This is a genomic window from Roseiconus lacunae, assembly GCF_008312935.1.
Taxonomy (GTDB): Bacteria; Planctomycetota; Planctomycetia; order Pirellulales; family Pirellulaceae; genus Stieleria; species Stieleria lacunae.
In genome coordinates, this window is the sequence record NZ_VSZO01000001.1 from 257,759 (window position 1) to 276,060 (window position 18,302).

Genomic DNA, 18,302 nt, shown 5'->3' on the forward strand with positions numbered 1-18,302 from the left:
TATTTTTCTCCGTCGTCCTTCTCATCTTCCTAAGACAGTCACATGAAAGCCTTTGACGCGACTCGACGATTCTTTCACCGGGCGGCCGACCACCTAGACCTGGATATGGGGGTTCGTGAATCGATGCTGATGCCGCAACGCGAAGTTCAAGTGCAAGTGACAATCGAACGTGACGACGGATCACTGGCCAACTTTGTCGGCTTCCGCGTGCAACACGATAAAAGCCGGGGGCCGATGAAAGGTGGGTTGCGCTATCACCACGAAGTCGACTTGGATGAAACCCGTTCGCTGGCAAGTTTGATGACCTGGAAGACCGCCGTGGTGAATCTGCCCTACGGTGGTGCCAAAGGCGGCATCGGTGTTGACCCTCGTTCCCTGTCGCTTCGCGAAAAAGAACGATTGACGAGAACCTTCGTCGATCAAATTCATGACATCATCGGCCCCGATACCGATATCCCCGCACCCGACATGGGCACCGACTTTCGTGTCATGGCTTGGTTCAGAAACCAATGGGAAAAGTACCACGGATTCAACCCCGCCGTTATCACCGGCAAACCGGTCGAAGAGTACGGCGCCAAAGGGCGTGAAGAAGCGACCGGTCGAGGCGTCGGATCACTCACGGTAAAAACGGCCAAACGGTTGGGCATGAAACCCGAACAGTCCCGAGTGGCGATCCAAGGTTTCGGAAATGTCGGTTCACACGCGGCGAAATTCCTCGCCGAATCACAGTTTCCGATCGTTGCCGTGAGCGATATATCCGGAACCTATTACTGCGAAAAAGGCTTGGACATCGGATCTGTGTTCCACCACAAGTTGGAACATCCCCAGGGTTTGTTGGAAGGTTATGACCGTTGCGACGTCCTACCGATCAATGCCCTACTTACACTCAAAGACGTCGATATTTTGATCCCCGCCGCACTCGGCGGAGTGATCACCGAAGAAAACGCCCACCAGATTTCAGCTAAGGCGATCATCGAAGCCGCAAATGGCCCGATCGATCCCGACGCAGATGTGATCCTTAACGACCGTGGTATCACGATCTTGCCGGACATTTTGGCCAACGCCGGAGGCGTCACGGTGAGTTATTTTGAATGGGTACAAAACCGGCAGCACTACCGCTGGAGCCTTGATCGAGTTCGCCAGGAACTGGATCGAACCCTTTCAGATGCCTTCGAAAACGTTTGGCAAACCGCCCACGAACGTGAAATCTCCTTACGGGACGCGGCGTTCATGATCGGCATTTCGCGGGTTCGCCGAGCGAGCGAACTGGCTGGGCGATAGCTTCCACCATGATCAGCCGCAGAGCGTTAGCTCGCGGTTACCGATGCTGTATGAACCGCACGCTATCGCGTGGCGGCTGATGGGTTGGCAACGACCGTTGTTGGATCGATCACGCGATGATCGCGACGGTTTTAACCTTCACCGTGGCGAACCGATTCACGTGCGACCAAACCAACCTGCACTAAATCTCGCCGAAAATGATCCCCGGGTCGACGGGTTGGTAGGTCCTGGCGACATGGCGATAGGACATGACGAATCCAATGATCGCCAAAATTGCCAAGATGTTTAACAGACAAAAGAAAAAGAGCTCGCGACGCCGACGACGAGAGTGCCAGCGCTGACGCCGAGCTGCGCGCGACGAGGCCCGTGGCTCGGGCTCTCGATTGCGTTGGATCAAGTCAGCTGAGTTCGACATTCGTACCGAAAAAAGGAGGTGGGACTACGCCCGTGCATCGTCAAGACACAGTTATTGGGGAAAGGCGCGGTTCATAGACCTGCCACCAAACTAATCGCGAAAGCCGTCGCTTGAACCCGTCCGAAAATACGGATTCTTTCTTTTTTACTCCCCGCCCTACCATTCGGATGAGCTAGTCACCTCCGAACCTAGGGGGGATGACATCGTTCTGATGGCGATTGCAACCAAAGGACGATTGATCGGTGAATGACCAATTCTCCAGAATCTCAGTTCTGTAATGTCTCTACATACTCCGACCAAATCGCTTTAGCAGAATGGCCGGTCCATCGATCCCACAGATCGGGGGTATAGGTTCCCTCCCGCATTGCTGCGTTGAACTTTCGAATCAACTCAGGATCATGCTGTCGGACGGCATAGTCCAGAAACGCGGCCGTCGTACGGTAGCTGTCGTCGTAGTTGGATCGCTTCGGGTCAACTCGCGGCCGATTCTTGGCTGGTTCGTATAGGAACCAGCGAATGTAGTCGGCGACGCCTTCGACCATCCAGCTCGGGTTGCGCTGGCGACCTCGTCGGTTTCGGTATTGTTGGACGACATGGACAAGCTCGTGCACGATCGAACCGAGAGCTTCGCCTTGGAGTTGTCGCCGATACCACGGACCTGCCGCCGTAATTTGAGTCCCCGACGCGTAGGCAACACCATCCATGTCAGCCTTGAATGTCACCTTCACTTCGGTGGGTGCATTGAAGCCTTCGCTGGGCAGCATTTCGATGATCTTGGGATACCATTGACGACAAACTGGCATCAACTCTTTCCGCACCCAAGGTCGTAGGTCGGGTGTCTCAGTGGTGTCAAATTGAATCGTATAGCGATCATCGATTTCGAGCGTGTCGATGCGTTCAAGTTGTTGGGCCTGCGGAACCGTTGTGGCTTCTTGGGCCCGCAGTGTGAACAAGGCCGAGCCGGTGAGCATCCAAATCAAAAAGAATCGCATCAAACAGTTCCGTCGCATGGTCGTATCGATCGTTCGTCAGATGGGTAAACGCAGTTGTCGATTCAGCCAGAGTTCAATTCGAAATGGAACTATCAAGCCAGCCGGAGACCGAGCAGTCGAACGCACCGATGTTTCGTCGAAAAAGAACCTTCGGAAAGGTTTTCAGCGGCGGCGGCCAAACCAACGGTGTCCACTCGAACGCATCAGTCCGAGCACCAGAATCGCCAAGACATAAAATCCTACAACGGTTCCGCTGAAGCGAGACAGGTCGGATTCCAAATTCCGACTTTGAGAATCGAAGAAAAAGGAAATCGCCATCAACTGAACTACCAACAACGGGACCGAGATAAACAATAGCCACCAATAACGTCCTAGCAACAGGAACATCAAGGCAAGCCAGAGCCCCCCCAGCGAAACAACCATCGCGAACAGTTCATCGGAAAGCCCGATTTTGTCATTGGTGAGTTTAAAGATGGCAACCAATAGCGCGATCGTTGTCGTCAGGTGCATGATCTGGCGAATGCTTCTTTGCCCCGTTTCTCCGACGAGCCCACGGTGCAATCGACGTCCTGTCCATTGCATCACGACGACCACGATGGCAACGGCAAACAGTGCCGCGAGCGCTACCTGTGCGATCGACTGTGGATCATGGCGGATCGCAAATCCCATTGCGACAACCGACAAGACTAAGATCGCGCCGACTTGGAAGCGTGCCGCATGCCGTTGCTGCGGTTGACGAACGGGCTTGGAATCGACCGGCTCTGTGTCTCTCGGTTGGTCTTCTCCGGCGATCGCGTTGCCGATCGCCGGAAGTTCGATCAGATTGACCCACGAGCCGATGGCCGCCCAGATTGCCGATAGCCCTCCTAACGCGAGCCCGACTGAAAACTGTTGCTGCATGGGGAGATCGGTTGCCCGGTCCCCGGCAAGCATGGCCGCGACCGTGATCATTAGTACCAAGGACCAAAGAAATGCCCAGCCTAGGAACACTCCGTCGACGTCATTGCGTCCAACGGAGTTAGAGTCGCTGGCACTCATTGAACGCTTTGTCGACGCTGCTGATCAATCGACATGAACTGCAGCGGTAGTTGACCGTCACGGCGATCGGCAAGTTGTTCGAGAATTCGTTGGTCTGTCATTTCGGTTTGAAAGCGGACTTCACCGGCACCGAATAACAGGTGCGCGCCTCCGGGGTGCCGGCTGCCAATCGTTCCAACTTCGGTCACTTCCAGCACTTGTTCGGGTAGATCCGTTTGGATTCCGCCGCCGGTGTTTCTTAGCGTCGCCCGAGTTCCGCTAAGCCATCCCAAATCACCGAGTGTCGTAATCTTCTCGGAAACAAATACCGTATTGGACAAGCCATCCAAGACGTCCTCACGATTGAGGGCTTGGTTAAGCACAGACATCCCCCAATCAGACTCTTCGATCGGCTTGGCCGTCGGGTGATGAAGCCCGACGTAACTGCTGGCGTTTGCCACAACGCCTACGTCCGACGGACATCGCACACCGGGGAAGCTCAACGCCAAGACATCGGCGTTCTTTTCGTCATAGATGCTGACCGAGCGATCGATGTTTGCCGCGATCACCGGTTGGTCCAAAAACTCAGTGAGTCGTCCCAGCCAGTTGTGATGGCTTCCCGAAGGCTCGTTGCGAATCGGTCCCGAATCGGCAATCGTCCCCATCGGAAATTGCGACCAGCGATCGTGGTAGCTTTGCATTGCCAGTCCAATCGAGATGAGGTTTGACTGGCATTGGGTCCGTCGGGCCGATTCTCGCATCGCTTGAAGCGCGGGGGCCATTATGCCCACCAAGATTCCAATGATGGCGATCACCACCAGTAGCTCGACCAGGGTAAACGCGCGACAATTTTTAAACATAATAGCTCACCTCAATGGTGTTCGATCCGTAGATCACTCGCCGCCTACCGAACGGCTTTCCGAACGTGTAATGGACATCCCGATGCGATCACCCCGCCGATGGGTCGCCCGGTAGCGCCGTCGTTCATCGGAATCGTCGAGCAAGCGGACTTCGATCCATTCGTCTGATGTTTGATCAACCGGTAGGCGAATTTCTTGTTCGACCGGCACCTCAATTTGTTCTGCACTTTTGATCGCCGATTCCAGCAAGCGAATCGTTTGCCGCCGAACGTCACGCTGGTGTTCGGCGAGTGACCTCCGTCCGAGGGCCAACACGAACGTCCCGATCAGCAACGAGAAGACGACCACAAACATGATCCCTACGATTCCGCGCCGATCATGGCGGAAACGACAGCACACGCGGTGTAGCCGCAATCGCTGCGATTTTGCGATGTGTGACGTCATTGGCTTAGCCTTCGGACGGCGATGATTTCGAACTCGGGTCGCTGGACGGATCGACGCTGGCCGGACTGACGATTTTGGGAATCGGTGACCCGAAAGCCGAACGTGCCGGCTTTCTCAGTTGACATTGGTTCGATCGCAAACGAGGCACCGAAGACGTAAGAATCTTGGCGTTTCTTTTTTGTCTCATCTGACTCAACCATCCGGGAAATCGAGCTTGAATCGATTTGGTAAACCACCTCAGGTTGTTCGTCACCGAATTCAAGCGTCAGTGTCCCTGATTGAAAACGATGTCGCTGGGCCCGATGGAAGTCATTTCGAAAGTCGTCGGCAAAACGTACCAGTTGCTGACGGGCGACTAGGTTTTCGTCCGACTGTTTCAAACTTTGTTGCATCACGATCGTCAGGGCGATCGCTCCGCCCATTACCGATGATAGGACGGACATCACCACCAAAATTTCGATCAGTGTGAACGCCGCCCTTGTCGGCCGCCGATTCGATTCTTTTCGTCGCATCAATCCGCCTCCTGCAGTCGCCACACGTGATGAGTCAAACGCAATCCACCGGCGTTGCTCGCCAAGGTCACGTGAGTTCCGCCGTAGGGTTCGGCCTCGAACGTTTCGATCTTGCACTCCAATCCGTCTGCCTCGGCGATCTTCGCGGCTTCATCGGCAAACGTGTCATCCGCTAATCCGGCAATTCGTTCGGCGACGTTTTCCAATTGAAACCGTGTCGCCAACTGCTCATAACGGGCATGATCGAAGCTGGTGCTTTGCTGATGAATCTTAAGGGCGAGCCCCATCGTGACGGCAAAAAATGTGGCCGCGATCAAAGCCTCTAGCATCATGATTCCGCGTCGGCGGACGTGTCGTGGTAGCTCGTTTCGCCTCATACCGCCATCCTCCCGATCAAGGTACACAGGACGTGAAACATGTAGAACGCATGGAGAAAAATGAAGGCCCCGATCAACATCGTCGCCAGTGGCAAGAACCAAGCCATCCGCAGATTCCATCGATACGTTTGTCGGCGTTGCAAGTCATCTTTAAGTTGGATCAATGCGGACGGAAGATTGCTGTTTTTTTCAGCATTCGCGAGCCAAACCTTTTCCTTTTCGGTCACCAAGCCGGTTCGGCAAAGTGCGGTGACGGCAGTGACACCGTCGACGAGCATTAAGATCGCTCGCGATGATGCGACTCGGATCCAATGGCTCTTCGCAATATTGGCGGATGTTTTCAATAGTTCGCTTTCGGCTTGACCGGCCGCAAGCCCCCGGCCTAGCGACTCAAGAAACTCGCCTCGCCGACGGTCAATGACCCGAACGCCGAACCACGGAATACAACGCAGAGCCGCCCGCGGCAGCCAGGGCGATAGCAGGACCAAGACTCCCAGAATGCCCATCAAGACCAAGCATAAGTATCCGAGCGTTTCCGAAAGTTGCAGCCAATCGTTTAAGAAATACGACGGTGAATGTGACGCTCCGTCGAAAAACTCCTCCTGCATTTGGTCCAGCGTCGGAACGATGAAGTTCCGCACAAACGCGGCGACGAAAACCATGACGACGAACGTCACGACAATGTAAATCAATTGTTGATTCGATCTGATCGATGACTGGGCTGCTTCGTAATCTCGCTGGATCTCCTGTTGCGTACTCACCGGCGAACGGTCCGTAGCGGTCATTGGCGGGTGTTCGGAATCCGGAAAAAGATAAGCCGCAACCGCATCGGCATCGACGGGCAACTTGGAACGACGAATGGCTTTCCCCAAGTCTTCGCCGATCACCATTCGCCACGCACAATACTTTGCACGCCGAGCGATCCCGCTGCGGCAACCATCGGCGAAGCGGTCCAAAAACTCTGGCAATGCGACCCGTTGGTCACCCGCGAAACGTAGCCAACGATTGAGCGAACGCCGCTCTTCGCGGTAGCGAATGGCGAACGATGAAATCACCGACGCGACGATCATGAACACAATGACCACGGCGACCGGATGCGGCGCCAAACCCAGCAGAGAGGCGATGCACAAAAACCACAGAAAGCCCTCCAAGACTCCCACGCACCGCGACGCTACGAAACGTGCTTGATGTATGGGGCGGTAAATCAAGTTGCCTTTCAATGATCGCAACGTCCCGGCGAGCATCGCCAACACGACTGTCGATCCCAACGCAATAAAGTGTAGGTTATCCATCAGTACGTAAACGCCTGCCACATCGTTGGCATGTACTTTCCGGTCAAGAACAACGCCAGCCCTGCCAGCAATACCGAAATCAACAAACAGGTCACCGAAACAAAAAGCGTCGTTCGCCCCAAACGCGATTGAGCCAATTGATGACACTCCACGGTCGCCCGTCGCCATATCCGAATCGAATCCTGTTTCGAATGATCGCCAGCGAGGAACACCGACGTCGCACAGACTGGCTGGTCGCGGATCGGGGACGTCGTGATAAGAAGAGCAAGCGATTGTCCACCTTCCATCCGCCTGGCGATCACCCCCGACCAATAACGAAGACTTGAATTGCGAATCGATTCAGAAGCATGGCCCAGTGCCGACGCGTAAGGGCGGTCTTCCAACACTGACGTATAAATCGATTGACACCACTCTCCCAACGCGATCGCACGCATGGTCGACCCCACCCATGGGACCCAACTACAGATGGTGTATAGCGACGACGGCAAACGATCCCATATCAAAAGCTGACCGATCAGATAGGCGGCCACCGCAACCACGGCGAACAACGCATATCCCCAAATAAATGATGTCATCCACGAGGCATCAATCGGTACCCATTCCCATCCCGATATTTGGGCGAAATATTGGGCCGCTTGCTGCATGATTTGCATTAAATAGCCGCCGACCGCCAAAGCCGCCAATACGTAGAAAAACCCCAACGTGGTCACCTTCGTCAATTGCCGGCGCGTGTCATCTCGGATGCTTTGCCACATCTGCATCTCGGCTTGGCAAGCGGGACTATCAAGGTAGTTGGGTCCGCCCGGGGCATTCATCGAACTGTCATTGACGGTATTTTCGTTCATCAGACCATGACCTCCAGCACCTCTGAAAGCGGAAGCCAAATCGAGCGGATCAGTATGAAAATCACGCCCAGCATCAGGACGATTGAAATCGCTCGCAAGACAAAATCGACCCACCACGATCGGTAACGACGAGCCTTTTGGGCGTAGAACTCGGCGACTCGGCGAAGATCGATTCCGATGGCAGTCGGCGAACGCTGCCCCGTTGCCAATTCGACAACGCATTGACGCAGTAGGTCGGGCGCGTCCTTGGGGATCGCCAGTGATGGCTCCGTCACCGCCCCCGCCGCAACTGCTTTCGCCGTCGGCTGCCACTGCTGTGCATAGCCTTCCCCGATGACGGTCGCGGAGGTTTCGATCGCTTGCGCCAAGCCGGACCGTTCTGTCATCGCAGCCTGTTGATGCTGATTCGCGTCGGTGTGTGGCGGGTCAATCTGCAGGGCCAACCAACGGCAGAATGTGGCATCGTTTTGATACTCTTTTTGAGCATGATTGATCCGCCGAAAGGCCCAATACAAAAGCCCCGTCAGAACACCAACGGCGGCCAAGGTCGCTACGGCCGACAGGGCGAAATTGCGAGCGAAAAGACGCCCAATCTCCAGACCGGTCGGAGACAATCGGGACTTGATCGGTTCCAATTCGGCCGTTGTGATCAAGATCAACGGCAGGACGAAGAACGCAACCAAAGCGGCCAGAATCACGTTGATCGTCGGATTGATCGCGGCTAGGCGAAACCGGCGACGGTCTTCGTTGGCTTCACGGATCAAGCGAACCGTCTCGCGAACCGGCTCGGTCGACCCGGTCCGTGACATCGTCTCGATCGCCAACCGTACCGGGGTTTGATAGGAACCTGAAAGTGAGGCGATCGCATCCGCCATGGGCGCCCCTTGGATCAATCGGGCACGTACCAGTTGAGCCGCCCGGCCCAGCTTTCCTAACGAGCGATCGTCTAGCTCGGCCAGTCCGCCGATCACGGATCGACCGGCCGCCGCCATTGCGGAAACCTCGTCGAGCAACATTGCGAACGATTCGTCATCAAGTCGTGGCATCTGTGTCGTCATGACTGCCTCCCCATCACTCGAAACACTTCCTCGGCATCGGTTAGCCCCGCGTCAGCTAGCTCCATCGCACGATCATAGAGCGTTGCGTTTCCGGATTCAGACAATAAACGGTTCAGATCATCAGCGGAGCGATGTTGATCGAGCGCGTCGAACAATTCTGCTCCGACCCGATGCGATTGAAAATCGACGAGCTGGGCGACCGGAAGTCGGCCCCGGTATCCAGTGCCGTGACAACCGGGGCAAGCGTTTGCGTTTGCAGGGCCACGCTCGGATGCCGTTTTTATTCCGTCACACTGATCGCACGAACGGCGAAGCAGTCGTTGGCATAGAACCGCACGTAACCCGCTTCGGATCGCATAGGTCGGCAACTTCATTTGCACTAGTCGATGCAGCGTGGCGCCGATCGAACCGGCATGAGTCGATGAAAAACAGAGGTGCCCTGTCATCGAAGCCATCAAGACGGTTTCGGCGGTTTCGACGTCACGAATCTCGCTGACCAGCAACACCTCGGCGTCCTGACGGACCGCAGCACGCATGGCGGCTGCCAACGTCAAGCCGCCACCATGCTGCACTTGACTTTGGCTGATCGAATCGATCACCGATTCGATTGGGTCTTCGATTGTCAGCACGCTACGGTGCGTGTCCGCATTCGCGATGTGGGACAAGCATGCGTAAAGTGTCGTGGTTTTGCCGCTACCGGCCGGCCCGGCGACCAATAACCAACCGTCTCGGGCATGGCACACCGCTTCCAATTCGCTTCGCGTAACAGTATCCAGCCCAAGTTTCTCGAGTTGCCGAAACGATTGACAATGTTCCATCACCCGGATCGCCGCGCGGTTGCCGTGGACGGTGGGGAAGATCCCCAATCGCATTTCACGCGTCTTTCCGTCGGCGTGTTGCCAACGGAGCGCGCCTTCTTGGGGAGCACCGCCGCGGTACGTTGGCATGTTTGCCAGCGCCATCAATCTTGTGACCGGATCGGTTTCCGGGTGACGTTCGAACGTTCGCGCGAGATGAAGTACGCCATCGATTCGAAACGAAACTTCCCAACAATCACGCCGAGGCTGAAGATGAACGTCGCTGGCACCACAATCGAGCGCGGCCGTCAAACAATCTTTGACCATCTCGGTCGCGAACGAAGCATCGCCGGTCGCGCGTTTAAAGGGAGCCAAGGAAAGCTGCATCGTTCGTTAAAAAAAGAAGCTTACTCTAGAACCAACCTGAAACGTTTCAGCCGATAGCGTTAAGCGTCAAGCCGCCGACGCCAATCGCCGCAACACGTAGCGCCGCCCACTGGGCACCAACAGGTGAGTGCACCAACGAGCGGCATTGCTTAGTAGAGCAGAGTGCGTCAATTTTTGGATCGGTTCTTGGCCAGCGATCCGCTGCCAGCCGTTATGTTGGTAGCGATGAATGCTTCGGCGTGAAAATTGCAAATTAACTAAACAAAGTCAACGCGTCGGCGCATCTGCCAAACACCAATGCTAACGATTCACGACGGTGTCGAATTTGTTTAAGAAAAACGAACCGAAGTGAATCTTTTGTTTCTCGCCAGAATGAAACGCTATGAAACGTTGCCATCAGCATAACGGATTTACGCTCCTCGAGTTGCTTGTGGTCGTGGGGGTCATTGGAGTGCTGGTGTCGCTGCTATTACCCGCCGTTCAGGCGGCTCGCGAGGCGGCGCGGCGAATGAGTTGCAGCAACAATCTGCGCCAGGTGACACTCGGTGTTTCTCAGTACCACGCCGCGTTCGATCTGTTGCCGCCTCATGGGACCGGCACATTCAATCACGCCAACGATCCCAACACGACCAACCAATTCAGACTCAGCTTTCTCGTTTCGATCACGCCCTTCGTCGGACAAGTCGCGACCTGGGAAACGATCACAGGCGAGTACGTTGGCATGCCGCCCGGTGGTGACGCGCTTGACGAAAACACCGGGTTGGGAATGATGGACTATGGGATGGATATGCTTGAGGACGAGCCCCAACATCCCTATCCGAGCATGGGCCCCAGCCCGTCACTGGAATCGTATTCGCCGTGGTTGGTTGAAATCCCACTGTACCGCTGCCCCTCGGACCCAGGGATCGGCAGTCCAGGTTTTGGACGAACGAACTATGCGGCGTGTATCGGCGATGCGATCGAAGGGCTTGACCAAGGCATGTGGCGCTACGAAGCAAACAAATGGGCTCCCAGTGGCGAAACGCAGATGCAAGCGACCGGCCGTGGGGCGTTCGTGCCTCGAATGATCACTCGCTTGGAAGACATTCATGACGGTTTATCTAACACGATCCTTTTGGGCGAAGTCTGCACCGATCTGGGCGACTCCGATACCCGCACCGTTCCGTCGATCAACAACGGTTGGCAAACTGGGGTGCTGGCCGATGCGAATTTCTGCAAGCGGCAAACGGATGTCAATCGACCACATTTCTGGAGCACCGGTGGCGTCACGACACCGACCAACGCTGCCCAAGGGCGTGGCTTTCGCTGGGCGGATTCGATGCCGCTGATGACGTCGTTCAACACCATTTTGCCGCCGAACTCAGGGCTCTGTTTCGGCGGTGACTCGACGACCGTCGGAACGGTCACGGCAAGCAGTCGACACCAAGGCGGAACCCACCTTTCCCTCGCCGACGGGGCCGTGGTGTTCATGACCAACTCGATCGACAACGGCTACGAATCGGCGACCATTGTTCTGGGCGGCGAAGGGCTGCAAGCCCCAGGAAAACCAAGTAATTTTGGTTTGTGGGGGTCTCTGGGAACACGTGACCAACAAGAAATCGTCGACGAGGAACTGAACCTGTAATCGTTTCGGTTCACTGAAATTCCTCGCGTTTGACGCAATTTGATCTGCGTGAGCCAAAAAGTTTTGTCTTTTTGGTAACACCTCGCTGCCGTCCCCGCTTGGCTGTTTGTCACCGTCGCTCCGCGACAAATATAACACGCCAAACGCAGGTCGAATCATGAAACGCGTCATCAAACGAGCCCTCGTCGCAACCGCCATCGCTTCCACGACACTGGGCGCCGCCGCCCCGGTTTTGGCTTGCGGAGGCTCGCGGCCTCGCGTCCGAAACGCCTACACCGCCGGATATGCGTCCCATTACACACCGGCTCGCACGCAGTACTATCAAACGCCGACCTATGCCCACGCCCAGCAATACGGTTATTCACAAGGCCGAGTCCAAACGGCGTCACCGATCCAGGCTGCCCCGGTCCAACAACAGACGCCGCAGCAAGTGATCCAGCAACCGGCGATCCAGCAATCGGCAGTGACGCAGGCGCAGTCCGCGAGCACTCCAAGCGTACCCACGTCTTCGCCGGTGACTTCGCAGTCGCGTCCCAATTCGCAGGCTGCCCCGACACCGCAGTCAAACGCAACAAAGCCCGCTCAAGACGCCGAAACGTCGGCCCTGGCAGCACTCGCCGCGTTGGCAGGAACGTCGACAAACGCCGCACAAGTCTCCACCGAATCTGCAGCACCGCCGCAAACGGCACCGGGGCACGTCGGAACGTTTGAAGCGACCTTGCCGAGTTCGATCGCGGTGAACCTGCAGCTTGGAAATGACGGCACGTTCACTTGGACGGTCAACCGTGACGGAACACCCAAGTCATTTTCGGGGCAGTACCGTATCGACCAAGGAAAGCTCACTCTGGTTCGTTCGAACGACCTGCAAAAGATGGTCGGTACCTTCGTTCCGAGCGGAAACGGTTTCAAGTTCACCCTGGAAGGTGCCAACAAAGACGGCTTGAACTTCCAGCGTGTCTAGTCAGGCAGCGCGAACTCGATTGGCTTAACGGCCGGTCAGAAACGCTAGCAAGTCGGCCATTTGTTGTGGCGTGATGTCTTTCTCAATCCCTTCGGGCATCAACGAGACTTCACTCACTTTGATCTGCTCGATCTCCGAACGGCCGATGGTTTTCGATTTGCCTTCGGCCATCTTCAATACGATCGCCTCGTCGCCTTCCTGGTCGATTAAACCGCTAAACACATCGCCATCGACCGTTAACACCGTCGACGCGGTGAACCGCGGTTCGACTTTCGAGTTCGGATCCAAGATGTCATACAGCAGTGCGGCTTTGGATCGATTGCTGGCGTCGGTTAAATCGGGACCGGTCAATTGTCCCTCCCCGGCGACACGATGGCATGAGGCACAGACTTTGGCAAAGACCTGCTTTCCGGCCGTGGGATCGGCGGTCATCGACAACGCCGCTTCATAGGTCTTGGCCACCTTTTGGCGATCCTTGGAAACCGCACCTCCCAGCAAGCGTGTCGCCGACGAACGAATCGCTTCGTTGGGATGCTTGAGTAAACGCACACGTTGATCCAGGCTTAACCCGGCGGCGCTGATTTGTTTTGCACCGATCGCGTCCAGCATCATCGTGGTCGACTCGTGGCGGCGTAGCAAAATTGTCAGCACCTCCGGTCGCACCGACGGGCGCAAGTCCTGCCATCGCTCCACTAAAGCACGCACGTTTTCTGTCGAGGGTGATCGACCGATCGCGGCGACGACCGCAGACTGGATCGCGGTCGTCGGGTGGTTTTCTAAGATGCCGAGATACAACGTCTGGTTTGCCTCGGATGACTGATGAGACAACAACTCAATCGCGGCGATGCGTTCTCGAACACTCGCACGATCATCCCCAGCGAGCTTGCGGTTGCGTTCCAAAATTCGGTCCAAACCGGCTACGGATTCGGCAAGTGACTCCGGTGGCTGGTTGATTAGCTGGGCAAGCGACAACCGCCCCATCGACCCGCGATACCGACTCAGCCCGCTCGCCAATCCAGAAAGGACCGCCGATTCAAAAGTCGAATTTAACGCACCTTGGCCAAGTGAATCGAGGACGCGGCGCAGTTCGGCTTGGTCGCCGCGAGCCCCCACGACTTCGGCAAGTCGTTTGATCAAGCCGGCTTGACCTTGACCAAATGATGCCTCGTTTGTCCCGGCAAGCCTGATCAGCATCTCTCCAGAATTTCTGGACATCGATGTCAGCCAACCATCGGCAAACCGGCGATCGCTTCCGTCTTGACGTGCCAGTTTTATCCCGACTTCCGTCAGCACTTTCCCCGCTGGCAAGGTGCCCAGTAACTGCGCCAGTTGAAAACGAACTTGAATCGATGGATCATCGGCGGCGGCTTTCGCGATCGATTCTCTTAGTGATGCGTCGGCAACCAAAGCGGCGACCTTTAAACCATGCGTTCGGCAGCGTGAATCGGAGTCTTCGCAAATCGCTTGAAGCTGTTCCGCGTCAAGCTTCCCCAAGCCGTGCAGAGTCCACAATGCATGGATTCGTGTGGTCGGTCGAGCGTGGGTTAAGTACGGCGTGACTTTCATCGCCACGGATGCGTCGCCGCGTTCGACCAACAATCGTTGTGCGGTGAATTGTTGCCAGCCGTTGTCACTTGCCAACATCGCAACCTGATCATCGATCGTTTGTGGTGCCTGGTATTGTCCGAGCGATGCGTCTTTCGGGACGATGCGATAGATCCTTCCTCGGTCCTCGCCGGCACGCCAATCAAGCTTGGCAGCAATCTCTGGCGGCAAGAACTTTGGATGCTCCACCCACAATCGGTACATGTCAGCAAGGTACAAGCCTCCGTCGGGTCCGGTCGCCAGACTCGACGGGCGAAACCAAGTGTCGGTCGAAGCGATGAAGTCGGCCTTGGCTTGAGCCCGGCGAGCTTGAAGCCCAACGCCGTCGGCTTCGATGACGCTGCGGGTGACCAAATGGCCGATCGGTTCACAAACGAAGACACTGTTTTGAAACGAAGGGTCACCCAACGGCCCGACATAAGCGGTCGTCCCACATGCTGAAGTGTGAGTCCCCGCGTGTGACAAGTAGTTGCTCTTCATCGCGACCTTGGGATAAACACGCGAGTCACCGCCGGATGGTGCCACGTCATACGAAGCATCGCTGATAACTAAAAAGGGGTTCCGTTTCAGTACGTTCGTCGGCAGCAGCGTCGTGATGATCGGATTTCGATTGGTGCAGTAGAAACGGTTTCCCCAGCGATCGACCGTGTTGCCAAACTGCCCCATTCCCGGTTCGGACTCAATCGCCATAGTCTTTGGGTCAAGACGGAAGTCCTTGCGAGGCAACTTGATGGTTTGTTCCGCATTCTCAAGCGTGGTGACTTCGCCGGGGCCGTAGTTAAAATAAATCCAGTTATCGATGCCATAACGAGGGTTGCCGACTTGCATTTGTGGATGGGCCGGGGTGAACCCGTCAAGCAATGTTGTCGTGCGATCGGCAACTGAATCACCATCGGTATCCACCAAATGAAGGACCTTGGTCTTCGCGCCGACCAACAGCCCGCCCCGATACGGCATTAGGCTGTGCGCGAAATCAAGCTTTTCCGCGAACACCGTTCGTTGATCCGCCTTCCCGTCGCCATCGGTGTCCTGCAAAATCACAATTCGCGACAACGGATCGCCGCCGTCTTCGGGACCAATCGGATAGTCACCGTATTCGACGACATACATTTTCCCCGCCGCATCAAAGCAGATTGCGACCGGGTCTCGAACTAGCGGTTCGGCAGCGAATAAGCTGATTTCGTATCCGGGTTCGATCGAAAACGATTGCAGCGTTTGCTCGGGAGTTTTGGGCGGATCGGTCGATTCGTCGATCCAGTGTCGCCCGCCTCGACTGCTTTCGATCACTTCCAAAGCGGACGAAGCTTGCGCCGTTGGCTCGGCTGCAGTTGGCGGATCGGTCGCGGTGATCTCTGTCGCCGGCGCTGCCAAGATCACCAAGGCGATCGTGAGAGACGCCGCGATAGGACTTCGGCGTCTTTGGCGAGATCGTTGAATTCTTCTCAATCGCATGATCACGTGCTATCGATGCTGCTAGGATATCTTCCAACCAAAAGCGTCCATCTTACTTCTGTTGTGGTTGGTAATGTTGAACGATCGACCTTTGCTGTCCGCGATTATCGTCGCCTTGATGATTCACTCGCTAGCCGTTGCCGACGAGAACGCCGCGGCGAACCCTCCGCTGAAGGCCGGCTTTGCCGAGCGTGACATCACTCCTGAGATTGGTATGGAACGTCCGGGTGGATACGGGAAATCGTATCACACCAAGATTCACGACCCGTGCAAAGTTCGCGCGGCGGTTTTTGATGATGGCACTAATGTCAGTGCCGTCGTCAGTGTCGACGCCTTGCTGGTTCGCCGCGCGTTGGTTCAAGCGGCTCGCGAGCGGATCCGTTCTGCCACCGGCATCGCGCCGCAAGCGGTTCTGATCCATGCCACACACTCGCACTCGTCGGGTCCGACGGGAATGATTTATCCGGGGGAATACGACTTCGCCCCCGAATCAATCCAGGACCTGGCGTACAACCGTTCGTCGATGGCGAACGCAGGTTATTTGCAACATGTCGAAGACCAATTGGTCGATGCGGTCGCCGAAGCTTTCAACGAACGAAAGCCATCGACCGCCAGCTTCGGTCGTGGCAGTGAAGACAAGGTCGCATTCAATCGCCGATTCCGCATGAAGAACGGACTGACGTTCACTCACCCACGTCCCGGTAATCCTGAAATCGTTCGTCCCGCCGGACCGACCGATCCCGAAGTCGGCGTGATCGGGGTTTGGAATAACGAAGGGCAGCTTCGCGGCTGTCTCGTCAACTTCTCCTGCCATGCGACGACCAATCCCCCGGGTATTTCGGCGAACTACATTTACTTCGTCGAACAAGTGCTTCGCGGGACGTTCGGTGACCAAGCCATCCTGGTGTTCTTGGCCGGTGCGTCCGGTGATGTCACGCAGGTCGAAAATGTGACACCCTATGCGGCTCGCCCCTCCGTCGAATCCGCCCGCTTTGTCGGTGGATCTGTCGGCGCCGAGGCGGTCAAAGTTTTGCTTCGCGAACCACGCACCGATTCGGTTCGCGTCCGATTCGATTCGAAAGTCCTGCAAATTCCCCGTCGAAGGCCCAGCCCCGAGCGCGTCGCAAAATGCCAAACGCTAGTCGCCCAAAACCCCGGTAAAATCGGCGCGACGAACTGGACATTTGCCAAAGAAGTCTTGCTGCTCGACGCTAAATTACAAGAACACCCCGTTGCGGATGCCGAGGTGCAAGCAATCCAAATCGGACCGGCTATCTTGCTGACCGATCCCGCCGAATTCTTCGTTGAACTGGGATTGAAAATTAAACAAGGCAGTCAGCATCCGTTGACGTTTCCCGTTTCGCTAGCCAACGGATGCGTCGGTTATGTACCGACCGAGGAAGCGTTCGGCGAACACGGCGGAGGCTACGAGACGCGTCTGACCAGCTACAGCAATTTGGAAACCAACGCGGGCCCCCAGTTGGTCGATGCCGCCGTTGAACTTGCCGGGCAGTTTGAGCCACAGCCGCAACCGACGCGACCGCCGGCGCGAGAATTTGCCGGTGAAGGATGGACTTATGGTTCCGTTCCGCCCGAGCTGGAATGATGCCCGAAACTTCATTTCTTGAAGAACCGTCGACCAGTCGTTCGATGCTGGCCCGCGCCCAGAATGGCGACACCGAAAGCTGGCAACAACTGGCGCAAGTTTACGGACCGATCATTTATGCGTGGGCCCGCCGCAGCGGATGCCAAGCTGCCGATGCGGCCGACGTGATGCAGGAAACACTGGGCGCCGTCGCGTCGGCGCTTCAGCGTTTCGATCATCAACGTGACGGGGCGACGTTTCGTGGCTGGCTATGGACCATCACGCGAAACAAGATCCGTGACCATTTGCGTTTACTACAGCACGAAGAAGCAGCCGGAGGCACGGCCGCCAACCTCGCGATGCGACAGGTTCCTGAGGCAGAGCCACTCTCCGAACCGCCCACCGACGCAGCGTCGGATGCCCAGGCAGCTCGCACCCGAATGTTAGAGCTACTGCGAACCCGATTTGACCACCGGACTTGGACAATGTTTTGGGAAACCACCATCATCGGTCGTGACGTCCATGATGTCGCCGATCAAATGGGCGTTTCCAAATGGGCCGTCTACAAATCTCGCGCACGAGTCCTGCAACGTTTGAAAGACGAACTGCACGGGATGGACGATTTTTGACGTGTTTCCAGATGGTTCTTGTAGCGAGTTCAAAACCGTGTGTCGTCTGTTTTTGAATTGGCGATTGTGCGGTGAGTTAAACGCCATAGGGGAACGAACAAGGTCCGGGTTAAGCCAAAAAGAATCCTTCACTCTCCCGCTGGGAGAGTCGGGCCTCCGGCCCGGTGAG

16 protein-coding genes are annotated in these 18,302 nt (G+C 56.2%); 5 read left to right on the forward strand and 11 right to left on the reverse strand.

Annotation, left to right across the window (positions count from 1 at the left end; all coding sequences use genetic code 11):
* Nucleotides 1-42 precede the first annotated feature (42 nt).
* Nucleotides 43-1,281 carry a Glu/Leu/Phe/Val family dehydrogenase gene (locus tag FYC48_RS00895; RefSeq protein WP_149494826.1) on the forward strand — a complete coding sequence of 413 codons (1,239 nt, stop codon included), beginning with the start codon at nucleotides 43-45 and terminating at the stop codon, nucleotides 1,279-1,281.
* 681 nt (nucleotides 1,282-1,962) lie between these two features.
* On the opposite strand, the gene FYC48_RS00900 is transcribed toward FYC48_RS00895, so the two are convergent.
* The 10 genes from FYC48_RS00900 to FYC48_RS00940 all read right to left on the reverse strand — a co-directional run bounded on the left by FYC48_RS00900 (nucleotide 1,963) and on the right by FYC48_RS00940 (nucleotide 10,277).
* Complete coding sequence (locus FYC48_RS00900; RefSeq protein ID WP_149494827.1) at nucleotides 1,963-2,706, reverse strand: basic secretory protein-like protein; 744 nt, start codon at nucleotides 2,704-2,706, stop codon at nucleotides 1,963-1,965.
* 144 nt (nucleotides 2,707-2,850) lie between these two features.
* Complete coding sequence (locus tag FYC48_RS00905; protein ID WP_149494828.1) at nucleotides 2,851-3,726, reverse strand: hypothetical protein; 876 nt, start codon at nucleotides 3,724-3,726, stop codon at nucleotides 2,851-2,853.
* Nucleotides 3,723-4,565 (reverse strand): DUF1559 family PulG-like putative transporter, encoded by an 843-nt coding sequence (locus FYC48_RS00910; protein WP_149494829.1) that lies wholly within the window; start codon nucleotides 4,563-4,565, stop codon nucleotides 3,723-3,725. Before FYC48_RS00910 ends, FYC48_RS00905 begins: the two co-directional genes overlap by 4 nt.
* 33 nt (nucleotides 4,566-4,598) lie before the next feature.
* Entirely contained in the window at nucleotides 4,599-5,009 is a 411-nt protein-coding gene (locus FYC48_RS00915; RefSeq protein WP_149494830.1) for a TadE/TadG family type IV pilus assembly protein, read from the reverse strand.
* Entirely contained in the window at nucleotides 5,006-5,521 is a 516-nt protein-coding gene (locus FYC48_RS00920; protein ID WP_149494831.1) for a PulJ/GspJ family protein, read from the reverse strand. Before FYC48_RS00920 ends, FYC48_RS00915 begins: the two co-directional genes overlap by 4 nt.
* Nucleotides 5,521-5,898, reverse strand: coding sequence for a type IV pilus modification PilV family protein (locus FYC48_RS00925; RefSeq protein WP_149494832.1), 378 nt, complete (start codon nucleotides 5,896-5,898; stop codon nucleotides 5,521-5,523). Before FYC48_RS00925 ends, FYC48_RS00920 begins: the two co-directional genes overlap by 1 nt.
* Nucleotides 5,895-7,190, reverse strand: a complete 1,296-nt coding sequence (locus FYC48_RS00930; RefSeq protein WP_160149254.1) for a type II secretion system F family protein — start codon at nucleotides 7,188-7,190, stop codon at nucleotides 5,895-5,897. Before FYC48_RS00930 ends, FYC48_RS00925 begins: the two co-directional genes overlap by 4 nt.
* Entirely contained in the window at nucleotides 7,190-8,035 is an 846-nt protein-coding gene (locus FYC48_RS27535) for a hypothetical protein (protein WP_160149255.1), read from the reverse strand. The genes FYC48_RS00930 and FYC48_RS27535 overlap by 1 nt, the downstream gene beginning before the upstream one ends.
* Nucleotides 8,035-9,093, reverse strand: coding sequence for a type II secretion system F family protein (locus FYC48_RS00935; RefSeq protein WP_149494834.1), 1,059 nt, complete (start codon nucleotides 9,091-9,093; stop codon nucleotides 8,035-8,037). The genes FYC48_RS27535 and FYC48_RS00935 overlap by 1 nt, the downstream gene beginning before the upstream one ends.
* Nucleotides 9,090-10,277, reverse strand: a complete 1,188-nt coding sequence (locus FYC48_RS00940) for a GspE/PulE family protein (protein WP_149494835.1) — start codon at nucleotides 10,275-10,277, stop codon at nucleotides 9,090-9,092. The genes FYC48_RS00935 and FYC48_RS00940 overlap by 4 nt, the downstream gene beginning before the upstream one ends.
* Before the next feature lie 382 nt (nucleotides 10,278-10,659).
* Here FYC48_RS00940 and FYC48_RS00945 point away from each other — a divergent pair, with 382 nt between their 5' ends.
* Together FYC48_RS00945 and FYC48_RS00950 are read left to right on the forward strand one after the other, a co-directional pair.
* Nucleotides 10,660-11,901: a DUF1559 domain-containing protein gene (locus FYC48_RS00945; protein ID WP_149494836.1), complete on the forward strand. Its 1,242-nt coding sequence runs from the start codon at nucleotides 10,660-10,662 to the stop codon at nucleotides 11,899-11,901.
* Between the two features lie 157 nt (nucleotides 11,902-12,058).
* Nucleotides 12,059-12,862, forward strand: a complete 804-nt coding sequence (locus FYC48_RS00950; RefSeq protein ID WP_149494837.1) for a hypothetical protein — start codon at nucleotides 12,059-12,061, stop codon at nucleotides 12,860-12,862.
* A gap of 24 nt (nucleotides 12,863-12,886) precedes the next feature.
* On the opposite strand, the gene FYC48_RS00955 is transcribed toward FYC48_RS00950, so the two are convergent.
* Entirely contained in the window at nucleotides 12,887-15,919 is a 3,033-nt protein-coding gene (locus FYC48_RS00955; protein ID WP_149494838.1) for a PVC-type heme-binding CxxCH protein, read from the reverse strand.
* A 73-nt stretch (nucleotides 15,920-15,992) separates the two neighbouring features.
* Here FYC48_RS00955 and FYC48_RS00960 point away from each other — a divergent pair, with 73 nt between their 5' ends.
* Nucleotides 15,993-17,525 carry a hypothetical protein gene (locus tag FYC48_RS00960; RefSeq protein WP_200836507.1) on the forward strand — a complete coding sequence of 511 codons (1,533 nt, stop codon included), beginning with the start codon at nucleotides 15,993-15,995 and terminating at the stop codon, nucleotides 17,523-17,525.
* Nucleotides 17,525-18,133: an RNA polymerase sigma factor gene (locus tag FYC48_RS00965; RefSeq protein ID WP_235034007.1), complete on the forward strand. Its 609-nt coding sequence runs from the start codon at nucleotides 17,525-17,527 to the stop codon at nucleotides 18,131-18,133. Before FYC48_RS00960 ends, FYC48_RS00965 begins: the two co-directional genes overlap by 1 nt.
* Nucleotides 18,134-18,302: the final 169 nt, after the last annotated feature.

What these genes read in the sequence shown, in the direction of transcription:
- FYC48_RS00895 (WP_149494826.1), top strand. Translation starts at nt 43, where the DNA reads ATGAAAGCCTTTGACGCGACTCGACGATTCTTTCACCGGGCGGCCGAC.
- FYC48_RS00900 (WP_149494827.1), bottom strand. Translation starts at nt 2,706, where the DNA reads ATGCGACGGAACTGTTTGATGCGATTCTTTTTGATTTGGATGCTCACC.
- FYC48_RS00905 (WP_149494828.1), bottom strand. Translation starts at nt 3,726, where the DNA reads ATGAGTGCCAGCGACTCTAACTCCGTTGGACGCAATGACGTCGACGGA.
- FYC48_RS00910 (WP_149494829.1), bottom strand. Translation starts at nt 4,565, where the DNA reads ATGTTTAAAAATTGTCGCGCGTTTACCCTGGTCGAGCTACTGGTGGTG.
- FYC48_RS00915 (WP_149494830.1), bottom strand. Translation starts at nt 5,009, where the DNA reads ATGACGTCACACATCGCAAAATCGCAGCGATTGCGGCTACACCGCGTG.
- FYC48_RS00920 (WP_149494831.1), bottom strand. Translation starts at nt 5,521, where the DNA reads ATGCGACGAAAAGAATCGAATCGGCGGCCGACAAGGGCGGCGTTCACA.
- FYC48_RS00925 (WP_149494832.1), bottom strand. Translation starts at nt 5,898, where the DNA reads ATGAGGCGAAACGAGCTACCACGACACGTCCGCCGACGCGGAATCATG.
- FYC48_RS00930 (WP_160149254.1), bottom strand. Translation starts at nt 7,190, where the DNA reads ATGGATAACCTACACTTTATTGCGTTGGGATCGACAGTCGTGTTGGCG.
- FYC48_RS27535 (WP_160149255.1), bottom strand. Translation starts at nt 8,035, where the DNA reads ATGAACGAAAATACCGTCAATGACAGTTCGATGAATGCCCCGGGCGGA.
- FYC48_RS00935 (WP_149494834.1), bottom strand. Translation starts at nt 9,093, where the DNA reads ATGACGACACAGATGCCACGACTTGATGACGAATCGTTCGCAATGTTG.
- FYC48_RS00940 (WP_149494835.1), bottom strand. Translation starts at nt 10,277, where the DNA reads ATGCAGCTTTCCTTGGCTCCCTTTAAACGCGCGACCGGCGATGCTTCG.
- FYC48_RS00945 (WP_149494836.1), top strand. Translation starts at nt 10,660, where the DNA reads ATGAAACGTTGCCATCAGCATAACGGATTTACGCTCCTCGAGTTGCTT.
- FYC48_RS00950 (WP_149494837.1), top strand. Translation starts at nt 12,059, where the DNA reads ATGAAACGCGTCATCAAACGAGCCCTCGTCGCAACCGCCATCGCTTCC.
- FYC48_RS00955 (WP_149494838.1), bottom strand. Translation starts at nt 15,919, where the DNA reads ATGCGATTGAGAAGAATTCAACGATCTCGCCAAAGACGCCGAAGTCCT.
- FYC48_RS00960 (WP_200836507.1), top strand. Translation starts at nt 15,993, where the DNA reads ATGTTGAACGATCGACCTTTGCTGTCCGCGATTATCGTCGCCTTGATG.
- FYC48_RS00965 (WP_235034007.1), top strand. Translation starts at nt 17,525, where the DNA reads ATGCCCGAAACTTCATTTCTTGAAGAACCGTCGACCAGTCGTTCGATG.